At 71.1% G+C, this 22262-nt stretch carries 15 protein-coding genes; 6 read left to right on the top strand and 9 right to left on the bottom strand.

Going from position 1 to position 22262, the window contains the following annotated elements; all coding sequences use genetic code 11:
• Positions 1-8: 8 nt before the first annotated feature.
• The 3 genes from WME73_RS43785 to rseP all read right to left on the bottom strand — a co-directional run bounded on the left by WME73_RS43785 (position 9) and on the right by rseP (position 5003).
• Positions 9-1544, bottom strand: coding sequence for a serine/threonine-protein kinase (locus tag WME73_RS43785; protein ID WP_437913466.1), 1536 nt, complete (start codon positions 1542-1544; stop codon positions 9-11).
• A 305-nt stretch (positions 1545-1849) separates the two neighbouring features.
• The gene (locus WME73_RS43780; RefSeq protein WP_437913465.1) at positions 1850-3340 is read right to left on the bottom strand and encodes an RsmB/NOP family class I SAM-dependent RNA methyltransferase; all 1491 of its coding nucleotides are present in this window, start codon (positions 3338-3340) and stop codon (positions 1850-1852) included.
• Positions 3333-5003 (bottom strand): RIP metalloprotease RseP, encoded by a 1671-nt coding sequence (rseP, locus tag WME73_RS43775; RefSeq protein WP_437742223.1) that lies wholly within the window; start codon positions 5001-5003, stop codon positions 3333-3335. Before rseP ends, WME73_RS43780 begins: the two co-directional genes overlap by 8 nt.
• A gap of 407 nt (positions 5004-5410) precedes the next feature.
• On the opposite strand from rseP, the gene WME73_RS43770 reads away from it, so the two are divergent.
• On the top strand, positions 5411-5743 hold the full coding sequence (locus WME73_RS43770) for a polyhydroxyalkanoic acid system family protein (protein WP_437742222.1): 333 nt from the start codon (positions 5411-5413) through the stop codon (positions 5741-5743).
• 165 nt (positions 5744-5908) lie between these two features.
• Here the strand turns inward: WME73_RS43770 and WME73_RS43765 are convergent, their stop codons facing one another.
• The 3 genes from WME73_RS43765 to WME73_RS43755 all read right to left on the bottom strand — a co-directional run bounded on the left by WME73_RS43765 (position 5909) and on the right by WME73_RS43755 (position 8943).
• On the bottom strand, positions 5909-6889 hold the full coding sequence (locus WME73_RS43765; protein WP_437913464.1) for a sigma-70 family RNA polymerase sigma factor: 981 nt from the start codon (positions 6887-6889) through the stop codon (positions 5909-5911).
• Between the two features lie 19 nt (positions 6890-6908).
• Positions 6909-8198: a phytoene desaturase family protein gene (locus tag WME73_RS43760; protein ID WP_437913463.1), complete on the bottom strand. Its 1290-nt coding sequence runs from the start codon at positions 8196-8198 to the stop codon at positions 6909-6911.
• A gap of 121 nt (positions 8199-8319) precedes the next feature.
• Entirely contained in the window at positions 8320-8943 is a 624-nt protein-coding gene (locus WME73_RS43755; RefSeq protein WP_437913462.1) for a Dps family protein, read from the bottom strand.
• A gap of 176 nt (positions 8944-9119) precedes the next feature.
• On the opposite strand from WME73_RS43755, the gene metG reads away from it, so the two are divergent.
• On the top strand, positions 9120-11192 hold the full coding sequence (gene metG / locus WME73_RS43750) for a methionine--tRNA ligase (RefSeq protein WP_437913461.1): 2073 nt from the start codon (positions 9120-9122) through the stop codon (positions 11190-11192).
• A gap of 133 nt (positions 11193-11325) precedes the next feature.
• Complete coding sequence (locus WME73_RS43745) at positions 11326-13467, top strand: hypothetical protein (protein ID WP_437913460.1); 2142 nt, start codon at positions 11326-11328, stop codon at positions 13465-13467.
• Positions 13468-13474: 7 nt separating this feature from the next.
• On the opposite strand, the gene WME73_RS43740 is transcribed toward WME73_RS43745, so the two are convergent.
• A complete protein-coding gene (locus tag WME73_RS43740) occupies positions 13475-13891 on the bottom strand; it encodes a thiol-disulfide oxidoreductase DCC family protein (protein WP_437712446.1) in 417 nt (138 codons plus the stop codon).
• Between the two features lie 91 nt (positions 13892-13982).
• A complete protein-coding gene (locus WME73_RS43735) occupies positions 13983-14459 on the bottom strand; it encodes a hypothetical protein (RefSeq protein ID WP_437913459.1) in 477 nt (158 codons plus the stop codon).
• 192 nt (positions 14460-14651) lie between these two features.
• On the opposite strand from WME73_RS43735, the gene WME73_RS43730 reads away from it, so the two are divergent.
• Positions 14652-16247, top strand: a complete 1596-nt coding sequence (locus WME73_RS43730) for an ATP-binding protein (RefSeq protein ID WP_437913458.1) — start codon at positions 14652-14654, stop codon at positions 16245-16247.
• Positions 16248-16263: 16 nt separating this feature from the next.
• On the opposite strand, the gene WME73_RS43725 is transcribed toward WME73_RS43730, so the two are convergent.
• On the bottom strand, positions 16264-17298 hold the full coding sequence (locus tag WME73_RS43725) for a hypothetical protein (protein ID WP_437913457.1): 1035 nt from the start codon (positions 17296-17298) through the stop codon (positions 16264-16266).
• Positions 17299-17900: 602 nt separating this feature from the next.
• Here WME73_RS43725 and WME73_RS43720 point away from each other — a divergent pair.
• Positions 17901-19514 (top strand): tetratricopeptide repeat protein, encoded by a 1614-nt coding sequence (locus WME73_RS43720; protein ID WP_437913456.1) that lies wholly within the window; start codon positions 17901-17903, stop codon positions 19512-19514.
• A gap of 249 nt (positions 19515-19763) precedes the next feature.
• Entirely contained in the window at positions 19764-22247 is a 2484-nt protein-coding gene (locus WME73_RS43715; protein ID WP_437913455.1) for a proprotein convertase P-domain-containing protein, read from the top strand.
• Positions 22248-22262 lie beyond the last annotated feature (15 nt).

Genomic DNA, 22262 nt, shown 5'->3' with positions numbered 1-22262 from the left:
GCGGGGTGCTAGAACCCCGGATCATGCTTCCACGACTTGGGCGGCGTGGGGGTTGGCGTCGGGCTCGGCGAGCTGCTCTGCTCGGCGGGCTTGGTCGGACGGCGGGGCGTCGCGCGCGCGGGTGACACCGGGAGCGGAGCCGGCGTCGTCGGCGCCGGGGCCGGCGCTGCGCTGGCCGAGACGGAGGCAGAGGGCTCGCCCGGGGGCGCGCCGGGCTCGGTCGCAGGGGGCGCCTCCGCCCTGGGAGGCGCGGGCGCCGGGGCGGCTGACGCCGGGGCGGCGGGCGCGGCGACGGAAGGAAGAGGGGCGGGCGCGTCGGCGCCCCGGAGCAGTACGGCGAGCACGCCGGCGGCGAGGAGACCGAGGATCACGACGGCGGGCAGCGCGCGGCTCCTGGAGCGCGCGAACGGCGGGATCTCGTCGTCGAGCGTGCTCTGTCCGGCCACGCCCCGGGCCGCGCCGCGGAGGTTGACGGTCCTGAAGGCGCTCACCGACGAGGGGCTCGCGCCGGTCACGTCGGAGCGGCCCAGGTTGTTGCTCAGCTGATTGCGGTCAGCGCGCTCCAGCGCTTCGGTGAGGGCCGCGCGCGTTTGCTCCTGCTGGTCCTCGAACAGCTCGCGGACGAAATTGGCGACGTCCTCGTCGGTGGCTCGCTGGCCCGGCGGAAGCGCCTTGTCGAGCGCTCGCATCAGCTCGTTGGCCGTGGCGTAGCGCTGGTCGCGCTCCTTTTCGAGCGCGCGCATCAGCACGGCCTCGAGCGACGCCGGGTAGTCGGCCTGGAACTCGTGCGGCGCCTCCACCGGGTCCGTGGACGAGATGGCGAACAGCGTCGCGCCCTCGGATTCCCTGCGGAACGGGTGTTTGCCGGTGGTGAGCGTGTAGAGCACGATGCCCATCGCGAACACGTCGACGCGCCGGTCGATCGCGTCGCCGCGCACCTGCTCCGGCGCCATGTAGCTCACCTTGCCCTTGAGCTGGCCGGCCTGCGTCGTGCTGTCGTTGAGCGCGGTGGCCTTGGCCACGCCGAAGTCCACCACCTTGGCCAGGCCGTTGTACGTGACCAGGATGTTCTGCGGGGAGATGTCGCGGTGCACCAGGCCGACGAGCTTGCCGCTCTTGTCCTTGAGCTCGTGCGCGGCGTGCAGGCCGGCGCAGGCCTGCGCCACGATGCGCACCGCGATCGGGATCGGCATGCCGGTCTGCCGCTTCGCGACCTTCATCACCTGGTTGAGCGGAATGCCGTCGATCCACTCCATCGCCAGGAACAGCACGCCGTCCTGCTCGCCGAGGTCGAGGATCTCGACGGCGTTCGGGTGCCGGATCTGGGACGCGAGCGACGCCTCCGAGAGGAACATGCGCTCGAACTGGTCGTCCTCCGACAGCGTCGGCAGCATCGTCTTCACTGCGACGATCTTCTGGAAGCCGCGCGTCCCCTTCAGCCGCGCCGCCCACACCATGGCCATGCCGCCTGCTGCGATCGGCAGCAGCAGCTCGTAACGACCCAACACGGTCCCGGGCCCGAGCTCGGCCGGGGTGTTGGGCATGAGGTTCGGCGCAGGATTCACGCTACTCGGAAGGTTTGTTAAGTGCCCTGACCGTACGAGTGTGCGGCGTCACGAAGCGAGTGCCCAGCGATAAGAAACACCGCGGAGACAAATTGCGGCTATCGCACCAATAACCCCACCTCCTTACATTTGCCGACAGCTGCGGCGGCGCTTCGTGGCTGGGCAGCTGCCGCCAAAACGTCGTTAGGAAGTCCAAACGCTGTCCGGAAGTCAAGCTGCTCTTATCCGCCTACCATCGTACAAGGACGGCGGACGGGCGCGCCGTCACGCGTCGTCACGCGTCGTCACCGCCGCACGACGAACATCGCGGCGAAATACCCGTCCGTGCCGTGCACGTGCGGCAGCAGCCGGAACGCGTCGCCGCCGCCCGCGAGCTCGCGCGCGAGCTCCGCGTCGAACGGCGCCGGCTCCAGCCGGACGCCGAGGCCGTCGTCCGCCGGGGCCGCGAGCCGCGCCGCCACGGCCTCGCACTCCTCGCGCAGCACGCTGCACACCGCGAACACGAGCCGGCCGCCGTCCCGGGCGCGGGTCGCGGCGCGGCGCGCGATCGCGACCTGGAGGTCGGCCAGGCGAGGGAGATCGTCCGCCTCGCGCCGGAGCGCGATCTCCGGGCGCCGCCGCAGCGTGCCCACCCCGGAGCAAGGGGCGTCGACGAGCACCCGGTCGTAGCCCTCGGGGACGTCGCCCGCGCCCACCGTCCAGTCGACGGCGTAGGTCTCGCGCACGGAGGCCGCAGCCCGCCCGAGCCCGTCGCGCGCGTCGGCCTGCGCATCGCCGGCCTCCGCGCCTGCGCCCTCCGCGCTCACGGGAGGCGCGCCCAGCGCCGCGCGGAGCTGCGAGAGCTTCGCAGGGTACAGGTCCGCCGCGTCCACCGCGCCGAAAGGCAGCACCGCGCGCGACAGGAGCCACGACTTGTTGCCCCGGCCGGAGCAGGCGTCGAGCACGGCCTCGCCAGGCCGCGCGCCGAGCGCGAAGGCGAGCGCCTGCGCCCCCTCTTCCTGGCCGATCCACGCGGCGCCGAAGCCTGGGAGCCGCCGGAGATCGCCCGCCCCCCGCGCGACGATCGCGGCCTTTGAGACGCGCCCCGCCTCGAAGGACCCGGTGGGCGCGGCGGCCCGCAGCGCCTCGATCCACGCGCCGCGGTCCTCGCCAGGGGCGAGGCAGAGGCCGGTCGGCGGCGGCACCGGGCCGGCCGACAGGAACGCCTCGGCCGCGGCCCGGCCGAGCGAGCGGCGCAGGGCGCCCCGCAGCCACCCCGGCGCGGAGGCGACCACCGCGCTCGCGAGCGGCGGGCGACCGCCGGACTCCACGGCCGCCGCGAGCCGGCGCAGCACGGCGTTCGCGAACGCGCCGACCCGCGGCCCGCCGGCCGCCTGGGCGCCATCCACCGCCTCCGAGACCGCGGCGAACGAGGGGACGCGATCGAGGAAGCAGAGCGAGTACGCCCCCATCAGCACGTGGGCGCGCACCAGCGGGTCGGCCGTCCAGCGGCTCTTCGCGGCGAACTCGGCGATGCGCGCCTCGAGCGCCGCCTGCGCGCGCAGGACGCCGTAGACGAGCTCCGTCGCGAGGCCTATGTCCCGCGGGTCGAGCGTCGGCGCGCGGCGCAGCTCGGCGTCGAGGGCCGCCGAGGCGAAGGCGTCCGAGCCCCACACCCGCGCGAGCACGCGCGCCGCGACCGCGCGCGGCGCGCTCTCGGCCGGATGCGGCGGGCGCGCCGGGCCGCGGCCGCCGTCGCGCCCGTCACGCCCGTCACCTTGGCCCCGGTCAGCCAACGAGCTCCTTGAATTGCCCCTGGATCACGTCCCAGCGGCGCTCGACGTCGTTCTTGAAGGCGATGCCCATCAGGCCGATGAGCACCACGAGCCCGACAAGGCTCGCGATCTCGCGGACGCGCAGCGGCAGCGGGCGCCGCAGCACGGCCTCGAACGTGAAGAACAGGAGGTGGCCGCCGTCGAGCACCGGGATGGGCAGCAGGTTGATGAGCCCGAGGTTGATCGAGATGACCGCCATCGCCCAGACGAAGTAGCTGACCCCCTTCGCGCCCTCCTCGCCGATCACGTCGTACACCGTGATGGGGCCGCCCAGCGTGGAGATGCTGACCTTGCCCTCCATGATGCGGACGATCCCGACCACGATGAACCGGATGACGTCGTACGTCTCGTCGACCGCGCTCTCCAGGGCGAACTGGAAGGCCGACGGGCTGTCGACGAACGGCTCGGCCACCATCGGCGACCAGTTCGACGCGCGCAGGTAGAAGCGCGGGCGGCGCTGGCCGTACTCGTCGATCCAGTCCTCGCGGCGGAGCTCGATGGTGCCGCTCTTGCGCTGGCCCGAGCGCTGCCACGTGATGACGTGCGGTCTATCCGGGGCCGCGAAGAGCCGCTCGACGAAGGTCGACCAGGCGGTGACCTCGACCCCGTCGACCTCCGTGATGCGATCGCCCGGCCGGAGCTCGGCGTCCCACTCGGCCGAGCCCTCGGGGACCTCGGCGACGTAGAGGTCGGCCGGCTCGATGCCGGTCCGCGCGAGCAGGTCGCCGTGGCCGCTCTCCGGCGTCAGCGCGGCGACGCCCGACTCGTAGACGGCGAGCTCGGCCAGGCCGCCGAGCGCGCGCGGCACCGTGACCGGCCGCAGGTACGTGACCGGCACCGTGGCGCCGCGGCTCTCCTCGAGCGCGAGCTCCAGGTCGGCGAACGTCTTCACGGGCGTGCCGCGCACCTCCGTCACGACGTCGAACGTGCGCAGCCCGGCCCGGAACGCGGGCGAGTCGGGCCGCGAGACGCCCACCACGGCGGCGGGGCGGCTCGGCCGGATGCCGATCTCGCCCACCCGGTCCACGATCTCGAGCGGCTTCTGGACGACCTTCTCCTCCGGGACGACCGTGACCTCGACGTGCTCCTTGTTGCGGAACACCTTGAGGCGGAGCTCCTGGTTGGGGCTCTTCGTCACGATCCGGTGCAGCTCGGCGAAGGTGCTGACGCGCTCGCCGTCCACCTCGAGGATGCGATCGCCCGGGACCAGCCGGCCCTCGGCCGGGTGCCCCGGCAGGACGACGCCGACCGTCGGCGGGACGAAGCGGGTCTCCCCGATGAAGACGGCGAAGTAGAGCAGCACCGGGAAGAGCACGTTCATCGCCGGGCCGGCCATGACGATGATCACGCGCTTCCAGAGCGCCTGGGACTCGAAGGTGCGCTTGCGATCCTCGGGGAGCACGGCCTCCTGCCGGTTCTCCTCGAGCATCTTCACGAAGCCGCCGAGGGGCAGGAGCGCGACGCAGTACTCCGTCTCCCGGCCCCGCAGGCGCAGCACCCGGGGGCCGAAGCCGATCGAGAAGGTGAGGACCTTCACGCCGAAGATCTTCGCGCACACGAAGTGGCCGAGCTCGTGCACGAAGATGAGCACGGAGCAGAGCAGCGCGAAATACAGGAGGTCCACGGCGGCGGCTCTCTTTACGCGAGGCCGGGCTCGGTGACCACTGGCCACTGAGGGGCGCAGGGCCAGGGCGCCCCCGCGCGAAGGGCGGCCTCCGGCGCAGGCCTCCGGCGCAGGTACGCCGTCCGGTCCGTGGAAAGGCGCCCTCCGGCGTTGCGATGCCTTCACGGTGATGGCCCCGGTCGGCCGCCCACAGACACCCGCGGTTCCGCCGCGTGGCGAAATGTCACAGAGCGCGGGCGCGCGATGCGCGATGCTGACGAGCGCCAGAGGGCCGCAGGCCCCGTGCATCCGTGTTATCTCACCGATGGAACTCGGCCGGGCGCCGCGCCCGCGAGCGACGCCTCACGGCGGACGGTCCCCTGGCCGATTCTCGCGATGTGCCCTGATACGAACTGCGAGGTCCCATCATGAAGCACACGATTGAGCACGACCTGAACGACAGCGAGGCAAAGCTGGCGACCGAACGAGCGATCGCGCAGTACCGAGAGCGGTACGCCGAGTACGAGCCTTTCCTCGTGTGGCGCGACGCGAAGCGCGCCGAGCTCGGCTTCTCGGTGAAGGGCGTCAAGCTGAAAGGCAGCATGGAGCTCCGCCCCGGCGCCGTGGACGTGGATCTCGACGTGCCTCTCCTGATGCGCCCCTTCAAGGGGATAGCGATCGCCGCCATCGACAAGGAGGTTCGTCACTTCATCGCAGAGGCGCACCGCGAACGGGCCCAGGGAGGCGGCAAAGCCACCTGAGCGAGCGGGCTGTTCCGCTATGGACATGAGCGCCTGCCGGCGCTATGTTGCTCCAACAGTATCTACTTCGCCGGCCGAAGTACGCTTCGCGACACGACTCACTCCAGTGCTCGGCCGGCAGGGGGCTGCCTCTCGTTGCTCGCCCTGCCGGCCTCATCGTCGCGCTCACGGAGCGAGCGCCTTCACGGCCGTCAGCTTGTGCGAGGCCAGCACGGAGTGGATCGCCTTGATGAGGCCGCTCGCGTCGATCTCGCAGCGCATGACGAACCGCGGCGCCAGCTTCTCCACGGTGGTCGTGCGCTCGATGACGACCGCCGGGAGGCCGTTGATGAGGCGCAGCTCGTGGCGGAGCGCTCCGGGGTCGTCGATCCTCAGCAGGCCGACGTAGAACCGCGCGACCCGGTTCGGGCCGACGACGATCCGGCGCGCCGCCTTGAACTCGCCGTTCGCGTCGTTGATGACCCGGACGCCCTCGCTCAGGAGCGCCTCGATGGCGGCGACGTCCTGCGTCGCGAGCGTCTGCAGGAAGCGCACGAGCGCCGCGCCCGACCGCTCGACGAGCTCGGGTGAGGGGCGGCAGCGGTCGCGCTCGTACGGCTCGAGGGCGCGGCGGGCGCGGTGGTGGGTCGTCTTCACGCTGGCCTCCGACAGGTCGAGCGCGGCGGCGGTCTCCTGCACCGAGTAGTCGAAGACGTCGCGGAGCAGGAGCACCGCGCGCTGCTGCGGGGTCAGCGCCTCGAGCGCGATGAGGAAGGCGAAGGACGCGCTCTCGAGGAGGTCGTAGCGGCCCTCGGTGCCCTCCTTGCCCGGGATCTCGAACGACGGGGGCTCGGGCTCCGCCTCGATCGGGGAGGGGAGCCACGGTCCGTCGTAGGCGAGGCGCTTGCGGCGCCGGAGGGCGTCGCGGCCGAGGTTCAGCGCGACGCGCGCGAGCCAGGGGCGGACGGGCTCCTCGGTGCGCGCGGGCGGGCGCTCCAGCGCGCGGACGAACGTCTCCTGCACGATGTCGTCCGCGTCCGCGGCGCTGCCGGTGAGCCGGTAGGAGAGGGCCCAGAGGAAGCGCTCGTGCTCGCGGTAGCTCGCGGCGACGAAGCCGGGGGCGGCGAGCCCGGCGCTCGGGGCAGGAGAGGCCGTGGAGCTGCTCATGGAGCGTCGGGTAACCCCGTCACGCCGCGCGGTCGAGCGCGCGGCGCGAGAGGATGGCCCGCGCGGCGTCCCGCGCGCTGGCGAGGCTCGCGTCGGCGAGCATGCCCGTCGGCCCGACCCAGTCGCCCGCGAGGAAGAGCCCGTCGAGATCCGGGACGCGGGCGCCGGGGCGCCCTGCGTGGCCGCCGCCCTCCGCCGTGACCACGGCGTTGGAGACGATGAGCGAGGGCAGGAAGCGGCGCTCGACGATCGCGCCGCGGTAGCCGGGCTGCGTGCGGTCGAGCAGATCCTCGAGCTCGCGCTCGGGGTCGCGCCCGGCGAGCTCGGGGCTGTACTGGGCGGTGTGGATCACGGCGCCGCCCGCGGGGGCGAGGCGCGCGGCGTCGGTGTGGACCGACAGGTAGAGCGGGCGGTCGATGCCGAGCACGAAGCCCGGGCGCTGGCGAGGGAGCCTCGACAGGGCGACGTCGAGGCACGCGGCGCGGACCGGGACGGCGCGCTCGGCGTGCGCGGCGAGCGCCGCGCTCGCGGGCGCGAGCGCGGCCGCGGCGCGCGGGCTCGCGGCGACGAGCACGGCGCCGGCGCCGAGGCGGTCGCCGTTCGCGAGCTCCACGGCGGAGACGGCGCCGCCCTCGGCCGCGATCTGCGCCGCGCGCGCGCCGGTGAGGATCTCCACGCCGGCCGCGACGGCGGCGTCGCGCAGGCCGTCGACGAGGGTCCTCCAGCCGCCGTCGAGGTAGAGCACGCCGTGGCTCAGGGCGAGCTGCACCTGCGCGAGCGCCGCGCCGGCGCTCTGGCGATCGTCGTCGGCGCAGTAGGTCGACAGCCGGACGAGCGCGCCGACGAAGCGGCGCGCCTCGGGCGTCCGGAAGGCGTCGCGGAGCCAGGCCGAGACCGGGACCGCCGCGAGCGGCGCGGGGTTCGCCGCGGCGAGGCTGCCAAGGACGCGCCCCATCTCGACCTTCGCGGCGAGGGGGAAGAGGCCCGTCGTGAGCAGCGACAGGGCGCCGGACGGCAAGGTGTGGAGGGCGCCGCGGTCGAGCGCGAGCGCGCCCGACGGGGACGGCGCCGCGCCGGTGAACCGGACGCCGAGCTCGCGGAGCACCTCGTGCGCCGCGCCCCCGCGGTAGAGCGCGTGGGCGCCGAGGTTCAGCGAGAAGCCGTGGCTCTCCTGCGTGGAGGCGCGGCCGCCCGGCGCGTGCGCCTTCTCGACGAGGGCGACCGACCGGCCCGCCCGGCCCAGGTACGCCGCCGCGGCCAGGCCCGCGAGCCCGCCGCCGATCACCACCACGTCTTTTGTAGTAAGCATCACATGATCCCTTTCCTGGCGGTACCACGATCGGGGGGCCGGAAAGGTTACGCGCGCCCCGTCGAATTTTCGGAGCGCGCCCGGAGGGCTGGACGGCGAGGCGGAAGCGGCGTGCCGGCGCTCAGGTGGCGCGGACGAGCGGCGTGTCGACGAGGTGCTCGGACAGGAACCACACCTGCATCTCGTTCGTGCGGAGGACGTCGCTCATGAGCAGGTCGGCGGTGCCATCGTCGCGGTTCTCGGTGGTGAGCTTCACCGCCTCGCGCGTCTCCGCGAGGATGAGCTCGTGCGCGTCGAGCAGGCGCGAGAGCTGGGCGGGCACCTGCTCGCGGCCGCGGGGCGCTCGCTCGATCCTCGTCGTCTCCGCGACGTCGTGCGCCATGGCGATCGCGACGCCGCCCAGCATCTGGACGCGCTCGGCGAGCATGTCGATCAGCGCGGCTTGCTCCTTGAAGTGCTTGTCGAAGAGCAGGTGGAGCTGGAAGAAGGTCGCCCCGGACACCTGCCAGTGATGCTTCTTGTACATGTCGCGCAGGACGAGCGTGTCCGACAGGATCTGATTCAGCGCCCGGATGCTCTCCGCGCGCGACTTCGCGGCGAGCGCCAGCGGATAGTCCACGATCGTCCCGAAAGGCTGGATCTCCTCGCTTCGCTGGCGGAGGAGGGGCTGGGCCTCCAGCGCCCGCGCTCCGCCTTCCTTGCCACCACGCCCCTGTTTCCTCTGTTGCTTCCTCTGGACTGCCATGGTCCCCTCCCCGTCGATCGGTTCACTACGTATCTAGAGCCCGAGCCCGCTCCGTCCATGGCTGCACGTCCGCTGTCGTGTCCACGCCGGCCCGCGCGGCGCCCCGCTGGAAGGCGCGCCCGCGCGCCATCGGCGGCTCGCATCCGGCTGGGATTTCGTGCAAAGTCCAGCGCAGCATGAAACGGCTCCTGCTCACCAGCGCGCTGCCCTACGCCAACGGGCACATCCACATCGGCCACCTCGTCGAGTACACCCAGACCGACATCTTTGCCCGTTATTGGCGGATGACCGGGCGGAGGTGCATATCCCTGTGCGCCGACGACACCCACGGCACGGCCATCATGATCCGCGCTCGGCAAGAGGGGCGGAGCGAGGCCGACGTCATCGCGGACATGAGCGCGGCGCACCAGCGCGATTTCGCGGCGTTCCAGATCCGGTTCGACCACTACGGCAGCACGAACTCCCCCGCGAACCGCGCGCTGTGCGAGGAGATCTGGGCGTCGCTGCGCGAGCGCGGCATGGTGACCACGAAGGAGGTCACGCAGCTCTTCGATCCGCAGGAGGGCATGTTCCTGGCGGATCGCTTCGTCAAGGGCACCTGCCCGAAGTGCGCGGCGCCGGACCAGTACGGCGATAGCTGCGACCGGTGCGGCTCGACCTACGCCGCGACCGATCTGGTCGAGCCGAGGAGCGCGCTCACGGGCGCGCGGCCCGAGGTGCGGAGCGCGCAGCACCTCATGGTGGCCATCGAGCCGGAGCGGCCGTTCCTGTCGACCTGGACGCAGGGTGAGGGGCGGATGTCGAAGGAGATCGCGAACTACCTCGCGGGGCATTTCCTGTCGGAGCCGCTCCGCGACTGGGACGTGTCGCGCCCCGCGCCGTACTTCGGGTTCGAGATCCCCGACGCGCCAGGGAACTACTGGTATGTCTGGTTCGACGCGCCGATAGGGTACATGGCGGCCAGCAAGGAGTGGTGCGCCCGGGAAGGCGAGGCGTTCGACGACTGGTGGCGATCCGAGGAGACGGAGATCGTCCACGTCATCGGGAAGGACATCGTGTATTTCCATACGCTCTTCTGGCCGGCGATGCTGAAGAGCGCGAGGTTCTCGCTGCCGTCGCGCGTGCAGGTGCACGGGTTCCTCACCGTGAACGGAGAGAAGATGTCGAAGAGCAAGGGCACGTTCGTGCTGGCCTCGACGTACCTGAAGCACCTCGACCCGGCGTACCTCCGTTATTACTACGCGAGCAAGCTGAGCTCGAAGGTCGACGACATCGATCTGAACCTGGAAGAGCTCGTGAACAAGGTGAACGCCGAGCTCGTGAACAAGGTCGTGAACCTGGCGAGCCGGTCGTCGCGCTTCGTGGCGCAGACGGGGCTGTCGGCGGTTTACCCCGAGGACGGGGGGCTGTTCGCGGCGGCGGTGGAGGAGGGCGACGCGATCGGGGCGGCGTACGCGGCGTTCGACTATGCGCGGGCGACGAGGAGCATCGTGGCGCTGGCGGACCGGGCGAACGAGTATGTCGACCGGATGCAGCCGTGGGCGCTGGCGAAGCAGCCGGAGAAGAAGGCGGAGCTGCAGGCCGTTTGCACCGTGGCGCTCAACCTGTTCCGGCAGATCGTGCTCTACCTGGCGCCGGTGCTCCCGAAGCTGGCCGACGACGTCGCGCGGCTGCTCGGGTGCCCCATGGACCGGTGGGCGCTCGCGAAGACGCCGCTTGTGGGCACGCCTGTGGCCGCGTATGAGCACCTCATGAAGCGGGTCGAGCCGGGTGCAGTGGAGAAGATGATCGCGGAGGGCCGCCCTGCCGAGGAGGCGGCGGCGCCGGGCGGCGCGGCCGGGGCGAACGCGGAGGCAGGCCAGGCGGCGGGCGGGGGCGCGGCCGCGGAGGACGACGGCGCGGCGCTCGCCAAGGAGCCGCTCGCGCCGGAGTGTACGATTGACGATTTCAGCAAGGTCGACCTGCGCGTCGCGCGCATCGTCGCGGCGGAGCACGTGCCCGAGGCGAAGAAGCTGCTCAAGCTGACCGTCTCGCTCGGCGGGGAGGCGCGGAGGACGGTGTTCGCCGGGATCAAGGCGTATTACAAGCCGGAAGATCTCATCGGGCGGCTCGTCATCGTGTGCGCCAACCTGGCGCCGCGGAAGATGAAGTTCGGCCTCAGCGAGGGGATGGTGCTCGCGGCGGGGGACGAGACGGTGCATCTCCTGTCGCCGGACTCGGGGGCGAAGCCGGGGATGCGGGTGCACTGAGGGAACTCACGGAGGTCCTCGCCGGCGGTCGCGTGCCGCCCGCGAGGACGGCCCCGCCGATGTGAGAGCTGCCGGACGACCAGCGGGTGTCGATCGTCGCCCGGATATCGGCTCGCCAAAGTATCCTCGGCGCATGGCCCGCACCGCCCCGGTCCCGAACATCCCTGCCATCCCTGGCATGAACCCCGGCGTCTTCGTGATGGGAGGCGGCGGCGGTGGTGGTGGCTCCGGCGGTCGCGGTCAAGATCTCGCCGCCAGGCGAGATGCACTCCAATCCTTGCGCGGCCCGGAGGGCGGCTATGCGCGTTCGCATCGCGGGCTTGCCTCGTTCTGGAGAGCCATCGCGGACGAGGTTCTCGTTCGGCCGACTCCGCCAGCGTTCCTCCCCTTGCTCACACAGCTCGACGACTGGCTTGCCGGCGGGCCGGCCTGCGCCTTGGTGGTGAGCGCCGATCCCGGGACACGTACGGCCCTCCTGGCGCGATGGGCTCTATCGATCGTGGAGCGTAAGTTGGCCGAAGTGATCTTCGTGCCGGTAAGTCCCTGCTTCGGAACCGCGGTCGAACGCGATATGCTGAAGCTGTTCTTCGGTCTGTTTCGGAGTTCAGCAACGGCGGTCTTCAGTCGACCGCGCAGCCCCGAGGAGCTGATGCTGTCGATCCGAATGGCGCTTCGGGGCGTCGACTCAGTCTCGTCGGTTCCCAACGAGGAATGCCCTCAGTTGCTCGTGATCGTGGACGGGATCGAGCGGGCGGCAGATGGGTGGCCGCACAGGAGAATGCCCTTCCTGGGTGAAGCCTACGACGGGGCACACATCGTCGTCTCGACCAGCCCGGAGAGTTCATCGGTGCACGGCGTTGAGTTGCATGAACGCCTCGCTTGGTCTCCGGAGCAGACGAGAGTTTTCTTGCTTGCCGGAGAGAGCGATTCTTCGGAAGGAACGACGCAGGCGCGGCGGACCGCCGACAGCGCTGGCGACATGGAACCCTCGCTTGCCCGCTTCTTCGATGCGCTTGGGACGGCGCTCGCTCCCGTATCGAACGACGATCTCGTCTTGGCACTGGGTTTGGACGCAACTGAGGTTGAGGCCTTCAAGGACGGACCGCACGCTGCTCAGCGGCTCGTCCTGCTGAGCGACGATGGCAAATTTTCCTTCCGCGACGACGCGACCCGTGCAGGTTGGACGATGGAAACGAGCAAAGTCGCGTCCATCGAAGATGCCCTCATAGCGAGGGGGCTGGCGGCGCTCACACGCGCAGCCATCTCGCCCGAGGCGTGGCCATCCTACCTCGTGGAGTACCTGGGCGCCCACATGAAGCGGCGCTCTGTATCAATAGTTGACTTGCTGACGCTCGTGTCACCCGAGTGGCTCCGAATCTGGATGAGCCATCCCGGGGGCTTGGTCGGGTTCACCACTGACGCTCGTCGCGCGCGCTACGCCGCCGAGGACGCGCTCATCGAAGCCTGCCGTCCGGCGCGCGCCGCAGCGGCCGAGCAAGAGAGGGCAACGCTTCTCTGCGTTATCGTTCGGTGCGCCCTGGTCGAAGCCTCCTTGTTCGCGAAGGAGGGAAGTATCGAAGAAGTAGACTATCGCAAGGCGCCTTATGTAGAGCCAACGGTGGATGTGGCGAAGCCGACTGGAGCCGCGCGTGAGCGTGCCGAGGCGCTGGTGACGTTCGCCTCCCTGGTGACAGGCTCGGAGCAGCAGCTGGTTCAGAGATGGGCTATGGACGCTTGCGCAGGTCTCGATGAGATCCTTCCCCGACCCATCCCTCACGTGACGGCGGACCGGAGCGCGGCGGACCCTGAGCGCACCCGCCGGCTCCGCGCGGGCGCGACGTACGACGAGGTGGACGGGTATCTGTCGAGGGACATGGTGATCCGCCCCACGGACCTCTCGCCCGACGAAGCTTGGCGGCTCGCGGAGAGCCGAGAAGGGGAATCGCGCATGGTCAGCTTCGCGGGCATCTTACCCGATCTCCCCGAGGACATGCGCGAGAAGGCCGTACGAGAGGTCATGTCCGCCTACTGGGCCCATGGCGATCGGGAGGCGCTGCGCATCCTGGCGGCTTGCGCGCCCTGGATGGCCCTCGCCGACGCAGCCAGGGTCATCTGCAACGAGCTCGGCAACGACTGGACGGACGAGCTCCCTCGGATGCTGGTAGGCTTCGGCAGCCTCACCGAGCTCTCTCCGCTCCTGCAGCGGTTGGGCGGTACGGCGGCGATCGTGGGGGTCGCCCGTACCATCGCCGAGGTGGGCCAGTGGCTCCCCTAAGTGCCCTTCACCGATAGGGCCCCGCCGCCGGCGCTCCCGGCAGCCGGCAGGAGCCGCTCGCGCAGGACGGGTGGCCGAACCAGCCCGCGAGCCACTTCCTGTTGCCCGACAGCGCGTGGAAGAAGCGCTCCGCCATCTTCGAGAGCGTGTCGCCGCTCAGCCGGTACGACCACTCGCGATACCCCTCGAGCGCCCAGAGCGCCACGATGAAGGCCGCGGGGCCGGCCCAGACCTCGCCGCGATCGCTGATCACCACGAGCTCCTCGCCGAGCCAGGGCACGGCCCCGTACCGCTCCGCCGCCTCGGGCGAGCCGGCGGGCAGGAACTCCATCTCGACAAGCGCCGTCTGGTGCTCCATCCAGTGGCGGCACCGCGTGCACAGCGCGCACTCGGCGTCATAGAGCACGGTAATTCGCTCGATCATGGCCCGCTCTCCTCGCAGCGCGGAGGCCAGGGCGCCTGGCCGCGCCGCCAGCGCGAGGCGCCACGGCGCCTCACGCCCGCGTCTGCGCTCGTCACGCCGAGACCTCCGCGACGGCCCGCCGGCGCTCTCGCTGCGCGGCCATCTCCTCTTCCGCGCGCGCCGTGCGCGGATCGATGCGCATCTGCGGCGCGACCGGAGGCGGCAGCACCGCGAGCTTCGCGCGGCGGCGGATGCGGTGGAACACGAGGAGGTTCGTGAAGTGCATCAGCGCGAGCGAGAGCAAGAGCAGGCCCAGCTTCGACGACAGCACCTCGACCGCCTCCGTCATCGTCGCCGAGCCTTCCGCCTTCAGGATCAGCGACGCATACCCCAGGTTCACCAGGTAGAACCCCACCACGAGCAGGCGGTTCACCGCCTCGGCCATCCTCGGGTTGTCGGCGAACACCTCCTCCAGGAACACCGATCCATTCTTGAACAGCGTGCGGGCGATCCAGATCGTCAGTCCGACGCTGATGACCGCATAGGCCCCGTACACCGCGATGAGATAGCTTTCGACCGCGTCTGCCATGGTTCGTCTCCTCGACAGGCCTCTCAGCAGCGCGCGTGCCATCCGCGGGATCCGCGCTGATCGACCGGCTCGAGGCGCGGCGGCGGGCCGCGGTGCCCAGGCCATGGGCAGGCCGCTGTCCACGCCGTGGACACCTCGCGCCCCCGGGGCCTCTGGCGCTATCGTCGGGGCTTCCTACCCCGCCGAGGCCTTGTGAGACCCCTGGTCGCTCTCGCGTACTACCCGCTCTGGGCCGCTGCCGTGACCGTCGCGGTCACCGCGCTGCGGCTCGGGCGCAACGTGGGCCGCGGCCTCGTCGCGCTCTGTTTCTTCCTCGCCTTCTGGGTGACGGGGCTCATCCTGCTCGAGACGGACGGCACGCTCGTTCTCGCCGAGCACGTCATTCCGAGCGGGATCATCGTCTCCGCGGGCCTCGCCCACGCCTACGCCGACATCGCCGGCGCCTCGCGCCGCCCCGTCGTCTTCGCCTACGCCGTGTGCGCCGCGGTCGCGCTGCTCGGGGCCGTCGACCCGCGCCTCCTCTACGGTCCTGGCGCCCGCTCGCCGGGCCCGCTGTTCTTCCCGCTCTCGGTCGTCATGGGCGTCGCCTGGGTCGTGGTCGGCGTTCGCCTCGGGCGCGCGGCGCTCGCGGCCCGGGGGCTCCAGCGGCGGCGCATCGCCGCGCTCTTCTTCGGCAGCGTGCTCGCGACGCTCGGCGGCGGCTTCGTCGTGGTGCTGCGTGTGCTCCGGCTCGGCGACGTGCTCCTCGGCGCGCCGCTCCTGCTCCTCGCCATCCTGCTCGTGGCCTACGCCGTGCTCATCGGCGAGCTGGGCCGCTCCCGCCGCGTCTTCGCGCAGGGGCTCGCCTACGCCGGCCTGACAGCGCTCCTCTCGTCGCTCGGGCTCGTTGTCTTCTTCAAGGTCCTGCCCGCGCTCGCGCCGGGCGGCGGCGCGTCGCTCGGCTGGCTCGCGTTCGTCGTCTTCCTCGCCGCGCTCCCGTCCGATCCGCTGCGCATGCTCGTCGTGGAGCACCTCGGTCGCCGGCTGTTCTCGAGGCCCATCGGCGTCCGCGATCTCGCCGACGAGATCGAGCGCGTCGAGGTGCGCGCCGACCAGGCCGAGCGGCTCGCCGAGCTCGGCCGCCTCGCGAGCGCGGTCGCGCACGAGATCCGCAATCCGCTCGGGGTCATCGCCGCGCAGGCGAAGCTGCTCGAGCGGCAGGGCGCGAAGCCCGAGACCGTGGCGTCGCTGCGCGCCCAGGTCGACCGGGCGAGGCGCTTCCTCGACGATCTCCTCCGCTACAGCCGCCCGAGGCCGCTCGAGGTGAGCGAGGTCGACGTGCTCTCCACGCTGCGGCTCGCGGCGAGCCAGGTCCGGCAGATCGTCGGCGAGGGCGCGCCGCCCATCGAGGTGGCGCCCGAGGCAGGCGGGTCGATCTTCGTCGAGGCCGATCGCGGGGCGTTCCTCGACGTCGCCACGGCGCTCCTGCAGAACGCGGCCATCGCGCTCGACGGGAGCCCCGAGGGGCGGATCCGGGCGGAGGTCACGCGCGGCGAGGGCGGCTTCGTGGTCGTGCGCGTGGAGGACAACGGCCCGGGGGTGCCGGCCGAGATCGAGGCGATGCTGTTCCAGCCGTTCGTGACGGGGCGCGGGCGAGACGCGAAGCACCCGGGCACGGGCCTCGGCCTGGCTGTCGCGGCGCGCTGGCTGGAGCGGCACGGGGGAGTGCTGCGCTACGAGCGCGGCCCGGGGGGCGGCGCGCGCTTCGAGGCGCGGTGGCCCGCGAGGGCAGCGGAGGCGGGGGGGTGATGTTCCTGCCTGGGCGTTAGGGCGATCCGATACCGAGGAACGGGTTGAACGAATAGCTCCTGGAGAAGCCCGCAGGCACGCTGAAGTAGTGCGCGACGAGCTTGGCAGGATCGGTCGCGATCTCCCCGCGGGCGATGGGGCCGTCATCGCCGTCGTCCCAGCCCCACGGCGCGTTGGCGGCGTTCGTCGGGCAGTAGAAGGACAGGCCTGAGCCGCAGCCGCCGCCGCGGTCGCCGAGGAACGCGCCGCTCGAGGTGAACAGCGTCGCGAGGTTGCGGCGGGGCCAGATGCCGTCGGGCCCGTACGTGTCGAACAGCCGGTAACGCACGTCCGGGTCCGAGGCCGACGAGGGCTCCTCGGCCTGGGTGAGCGAAGGATAGTACTTCACCCCATCGCCCACGATATCGTAGCTCGGCCAGGCCTTGAGCCCGTGCCCCTTCGCCTCCTGCGCCGTGATCGGGTGGCTCTGCCCCCCGAACGAGGCGAGCGACAGCTTGCCGTCGATGGACTCGCTGCCTGCGACGAGGGGGCTCCCGTCGGGCACGAACGAGTAGAAGTCGGTGTGGGCGACGGTCACGGCGCCGAGGAGCCGGCCGTGCTCGGTGCCGTCGCGCTCGACGATGATGAGCACCCCTTCGGAGTCGTTCTCGTGCTCGGTGTCGAAGGGCGAGTCCATCCAGTCGCGCGGGTGGAAGAAGGTGTACACGATGAACCAGTGTGTGCCGGTCTCGACGACGGCGTGGTAAGCGTGCGCAGGGAGGGCTCGCCCGCCGGCGTTCTCCCAGTTGTTGGTGGCCGACCAGTCCCCGTCGAAGTCGACGCGGGAGATGTAATCGGCGCGGCCGCCGAGCGCGTGCGAGCCGGTCACGTCCACGTCCTGGTAATGGATCGGCGCCCAGCGCAGCGCGAGCGCGGCGCGCCCATCGGCCGAGGAGACGGTGAGCGCGTCGCTGGCCTCGGCGACAGCCTCCTCGGCGACGTCGAGCGAGCAGGCAGAGAGCGCGAGGCACGAAGCGGCCACGACGGCGCCGCGGCGATTCAAGGACATCATGGGAAGACCGCCTTTCCTCCCCACGACTAGATGAACGGCGGAAAAGCTCGCGTGAATTCATGGCGACGTTATGGAGGAGCCTCAGTTACGAGACGAGGTAGCCCGACGCCCCCTGCCAGGGAGGTGAATCGGCAGCGGAGCGACGGCGCCCACGCCCTCGTCCTGCCCGCCGGAACTCAGCTAGCAGGAGTGTACGGGGCCCCACCGTTCTTCTTGACAAGGACAGACTCCACGCGTCTACTCCTCTGTAACCTGCCATGCTCCTGATTCCCCGTTTCAGGTGATCGCCGTCGGCGCGCGAAGCAGCGTGCGTCAGGGCGCATGCCGAGGGCCGCGAGGCAGAAGAGAGCGTCTCGACGGCCGCCGCAGGAGAGGGACGGCGACGCACGCCAGGCGGCAGACGGGTCGCATCACGGAGGTTCCGATGCCGAGTGACACGGGTAAGGGCTGGAATCAGACAGGCAATCTCGAACCCGGGAAGAGCTGATGCGCACCGTCTATGCCGCGCGGAAGCTCCGGGCCATCGCCGCGGAGGTCGCGGACGCCGCCGAGAAGGGCGGCGGCGAGACGGTCCTCATCACGAAGGGCAGGAGCTCGTTCTGATGCGACACGTCAGCATAGCCGTCGTCAGCATAGCCGTCGTCCTGGTCGCGATGGCGCTCGGCTGCGCCAGGCCGCTCACGTGCCCTGCCGCGGGGGGACCGCCCTGGGTCGAGCTCCAGTCTCCGCATTTCCTGCTGCGAACCGATCTCGACGAGGTCGAAGCGAAGGAGATGATCGTCCACTTCGAGCGCATCTACCGTGCCTTCGAGCGCGTCGCCTTTCCCCATGAGCCCAAGCCGAACGGGCTGACCCATGTGGTCGTCTTCGACGACGAAGACGCTTTTGCGCGCATCGCCCCGCGAGGCGCGGGAGGGTACCTCTCCCGCAGGGGCAACGACCTGGAGCACGTGCCTACCCTCATGTTCCCTGGCGGCCTGAGCGACGCGGGGCGCGAGATTTTCCAGCACGAGCTCAGCCACCGCTTCTTTGCCTATTACTTCCCATCGGCGCCGGTCTGGTTGAACGAGGGGATGGCGGAGTTCTACTCGACGCTTCGCATCGAGGAGAGCAGCGTCGTCCTCGGGAAGCAGCTCCCGGACCGGCTCATCACGACAGGCAGCCAGTGGCTTTCCCTGAGGATCGATGGGCGCTCTGTCGTCGGCGTGCCCAAGGCGGCGCTGCCCAGCGTCCCTACGCTCCTCTCGCTCGACGCGGCCGCGTTCTACGCGTGGGACGTCGAGGACCCAACCTCGCGCGAGGCCCGCATGCGCAGGAGCGCGAACTACACCGCAGCCTGGGCGCTCGTCCACGCCCTGCAAATCGAGGATGACGGCTTGCATCCCGGCTTCCTCCGCTACCTCCGGGCGCTGAGCGACGCGCGCGACGCGCGGGATCGCACCCTCGTCGATGCGTTCGGCGACATGCCCGAGAGCGCGCTCGAGCGCGCGCTCACGCGCTTCGTCGAGGCGAACGAGATCGAGGTGCAGACCGTGAGGCGCGCGTACGTCGACCGCGCCCCGGCGGTCCTGCCCCGCATGCGCAGCATGCGAGACGAGGACGTGCACGCGCTCTGGGCACGACTCCGGAGGTGGAGCGATCCGTCGGCAGCACGGGCGGCGGCGGCCGATCTCAACGAGGCGGTCCGGGTCGGGCACGAGAGGCCGGAGCCGTACCTCGCCCGCGGGACGTTCCGCTGGGACCGGGGCGATCTGGCCGGTGCCAGGAGCGACCTCGAGCGCGCCGCATCCCTCGCGCCGGACGAGCCGCGTTACCTGTACCCCCTCGCGTCGTTCTACACCCGAGCCGAGGCGTCGCTTCCGCTCGAGCAGCGAGTCTGGGACGATATCGAGCCGCTCGTCGCCCGGCTCGAGCCGCGCGCGACGAGCCAGATGCAGCTGGATTACCTCGCCCGCTACCACGCGCTGAGACGCCGCTTCGGCCGCGCGCTCGCGTACGTGAAGCGCGCGGTCGACGGCAATGCGTCCTGCAGTCCTTGCTATGAGACGCTCGCAGACATCCTGTTCCAGCAAGCGAAGACCGCAGACGCCGTGAGGGCGCAGCGCATCGCGATCAACATCCTCGGCGACGACCAGGTGAGCGACACGAGCCTGCGACGGCTGTGGTACTACAAGCAGGCGCTCGAGCAGGCGGAGCGGACGTCCGGCGAGGAGTGATCGCGCGGGGCGCTCCGCACGGTCGACAAGCTGGCTCTCGAGCGCGCCGCTTCCCGCCAGGAAGCTATCGTGTTCCGCTGGTGGTGGGCTGGTCCCCTGCCACGCCTTACATTGGCCCACTCTTCTTCTGTTGGGTAACCGCGCCGCTCTTGCCCGAAGGTCGGCACCCACGGAGCCGAGACGGCAGCTAGGATGTTGCCCCGCCACGGAGCTGGGCGCGGTGGAGCAGCGGAACGGAAGGGAAACGACATGAGAAGCAGGGATGTCATCAGCTCGTCCGTCGCGCAGGGCGCGGCAGCGTTGATCCTCGCCGGCTGCGGCGCGAGCGAAGGCGACGGTCTTGGCAGGGCGCACCTGGCCGTCGGACAGGAACTCGCTTTGGAGGCGGAGCCCAACGGGACGGCGTTGCAGGCGAACGCCATCTCCAGCGACACGGTCATGCGCGCCAACCTCTTTCCAGGCGGCGACACGGATCTCTTCTCCTTCCAGGCGCCCGCCGGGAGCCGTGTCTACGCCGCCGTGATGACAGCGTCGTCCACCGCGTCGCAGGACGCCGACCTCGACATCCTCGATCAGGATGGCACGACAGTGCTGGAGACCGACGTCTTCAACGGGTCGTTCGGGGGCTCGTCGCCGAGCATCGCTGGCACGCCCCTCGCGACCGCGGGAACCTACTACGCGCGCGTGCGCGTGCCCTCCGCGACCGTCCAGCTGCGCCCCTACGACCTCCACCTCAAGGTGCAGAGCGGCGTGCCCACGGCGGAGGTCGAGCCGAACGACACGACACCGCAGCCGCTCCCCGCGACCGGCTGGATCGCTGGCACGCACAGCAACGCGAGCGACGTCGACAGCTACTCGCTCTCCCTCAACGCCGGCGACACCCTCTTCGCGAGCCTCGATCAGGACCCGACGCGCGACCTCACGCAGTTCGCCGCCGCGCTCGCGATCGGTCCCTTCGGGTCCGGGTTCGACATCCAGGTGGACAACCAATCCGGGCCTGTCGAGACACCGTACTCGGACGCCATCTTCGCGACCGTCAAAGCAGCGGGCACCTACAGGGTGACCGTGACCGGCTCGGTGACGGCGGGTGATTACGGGCTCAGCGTGAGCGTGCATCCGGCGGCGCCGAGCGTGGGGTGCACCACGTACGACAGCGCGAGCGTGCCCAGGGAGATCCTCTTCGGCGCGCCCACGACGTCGTTCATCGACGTCCCGGGCGCGCCCCGTATCGGTGACATGAACGTGAGCGTCCGGCTCAGCCATCCCATGCCCCCCGACGTGGACGTGTACCTCGTCTCGCCGGCCGGCAACACCAACGGTCTCTTCACCGATATCGGCAGTAGGACCTACCCGAACCTCGAACTCACGATCGACGACGAGGCTGCGTTCCCGGCCGGACACTTCACCCTGCTGAACGGCATGATGGTGCAGCCGGAGCTCGACTACCGCTTGCACTGGTTCGACGGGGAGAACGCTGGAGGCCGGTGGACGCTCACGCTCCGGGACGATACGGACAACTCGAACAACCTCGGCGTGTTGTCCGCGTGGAGCCTCACGATCTGCGACGCCCCGATCCCCGCGCTCTCGTGCTCGAGCGGCGACGCCCCGTCCACCCGGCTGACGGCGGACTTCGAGGGCGGCGCGCAGGGCTTCACGCACGCCGGCACAGCCGACGCGTGGGCGCTCGGCACACCGAGCGCCGCGCCGATCGCGACGTGCAACGGCGGGACGCAATGCTGGAAGACGAACCTCTCGGGCGTGTACAACGCGAGCTCGAATCAGGACCTCGTCTCCCCGCCGATCGACCTGTCCGGGGTGCAGGCGCCCGTTCAGCTCCGCTGGGCGATGAAGTACCAGCTCGACAACGCGTCCTCGGATCACGGGTGGGTGGAGATCCGAGAGGTCGGGGGTGCGAACGCCAGGCGTCTCTGGGAGTTCCTCGACGCATCGATGACCACGACCGTCGGTAGCTCCAACCTGGTGCTCCAGGAGAGCGCGGGATGGGGCACGCACTACGCTGACATCAGCGGATACGCCGGGAAACGAGTGGAGGTGGTGTTCCACCTCGACAGCGACGCGAGCGTCCAGCTTGCCGGTCTCGCGATCGACGACGTGTCGGTCCTGGGCTGCCCACGCAGCAGCACGGGCGAAGGCGGCGGTACCGGCGGCGGAAGCACCACGGGGGAGGGCGGCGCGACGGGCAGCGGCGCTGGCGGCGCGGGGACCGGCGGCGCCACGGCGGCCAGCGGCGCCGTCACGAGCGGCGCAAGCACCACCGGTGAAGGCGGCGCGACGGGCAGCGGCGCTGGCGGCGCAGGGGTCGGTGGCGCCGCGACGGGCAGCGGCGGTGGCGGCGCAGGGGTCGGCGGCGCCGCGGCGGCCAGCGGCGGCAGCACCACGGGCGAAGGCGGCGCGACGGGCAGCGGCGCCGGCGGCGCGGGGACCGGCGGCGCCACGGCGGCCAGCGGCGCCGGCGCGAGCGGCGGCAGCACCACGGGCGAAGGCGGCGCGACGGCCAGCGGCGCTGGCGGCGCGGGAACCGGCACCCCCGCGTCGGGCAGCGGCGCGGGCGCCAGCCCGAACGGCGACCCGCCCGCCAGCAGCGACACGACGGGCGGCTGCGGGTGCCGCTTCGTGGGTCGCGAAGAGCCCCCGTGGCCATGGCCTGCGGCGCTCCCGCTCATCGCGCTGCTCAGAATGCGTCGCAAGCGGTTGCGCTCGCGAAGCTGCTGAGGAGATCCTGCCCAG

The organism is Sorangium sp. So ce302 (assembly GCF_051530145.1).
In the GTDB taxonomy this organism is placed as follows: domain Bacteria; phylum Myxococcota_A; class Polyangia; order Polyangiales; family Polyangiaceae; genus Sorangium; species Sorangium cellulosum_B.
This window is presented reverse-complemented; position numbering and strand designations above follow the sequence as displayed.

Coding starts and splice junctions, on each gene's coding strand:
- WME73_RS43785 (WP_437913466.1), bottom strand. CDS start 1,544: ATGCCCAACACCCCGGCCGAGCTCGGGCCCGGGACCGTGTTGGGTCGT.
- WME73_RS43770 (WP_437742222.1), top strand. CDS start 5,411: ATGAAGCACACGATTGAGCACGACCTGAACGACAGCGAGGCAAAGCTG.
- WME73_RS43765 (WP_437913464.1), bottom strand. CDS start 6,889: ATGAGCAGCTCCACGGCCTCTCCTGCCCCGAGCGCCGGGCTCGCCGCC.
- WME73_RS43760 (WP_437913463.1), bottom strand. CDS start 8,198: ATGCTTACTACAAAAGACGTGGTGGTGATCGGCGGCGGGCTCGCGGGC.
- WME73_RS43755 (WP_437913462.1), bottom strand. CDS start 8,943: ATGGCAGTCCAGAGGAAGCAACAGAGGAAACAGGGGCGTGGTGGCAAG.
- metG (WP_437913461.1), top strand. CDS start 9,120: ATGAAACGGCTCCTGCTCACCAGCGCGCTGCCCTACGCCAACGGGCAC.
- WME73_RS43745 (WP_437913460.1), top strand. CDS start 11,326: ATGGCCCGCACCGCCCCGGTCCCGAACATCCCTGCCATCCCTGGCATG.
- WME73_RS43740 (WP_437712446.1), bottom strand. CDS start 13,891: ATGATCGAGCGAATTACCGTGCTCTATGACGCCGAGTGCGCGCTGTGC.
- WME73_RS43735 (WP_437913459.1), bottom strand. CDS start 14,459: ATGGCAGACGCGGTCGAAAGCTATCTCATCGCGGTGTACGGGGCCTAT.
- WME73_RS43725 (WP_437913457.1), bottom strand. CDS start 17,298: ATGATGTCCTTGAATCGCCGCGGCGCCGTCGTGGCCGCTTCGTGCCTC.
- WME73_RS43720 (WP_437913456.1), top strand. CDS start 17,901: ATGCGACACGTCAGCATAGCCGTCGTCAGCATAGCCGTCGTCCTGGTC.
- WME73_RS43715 (WP_437913455.1), top strand. CDS start 19,764: ATGAGAAGCAGGGATGTCATCAGCTCGTCCGTCGCGCAGGGCGCGGCA.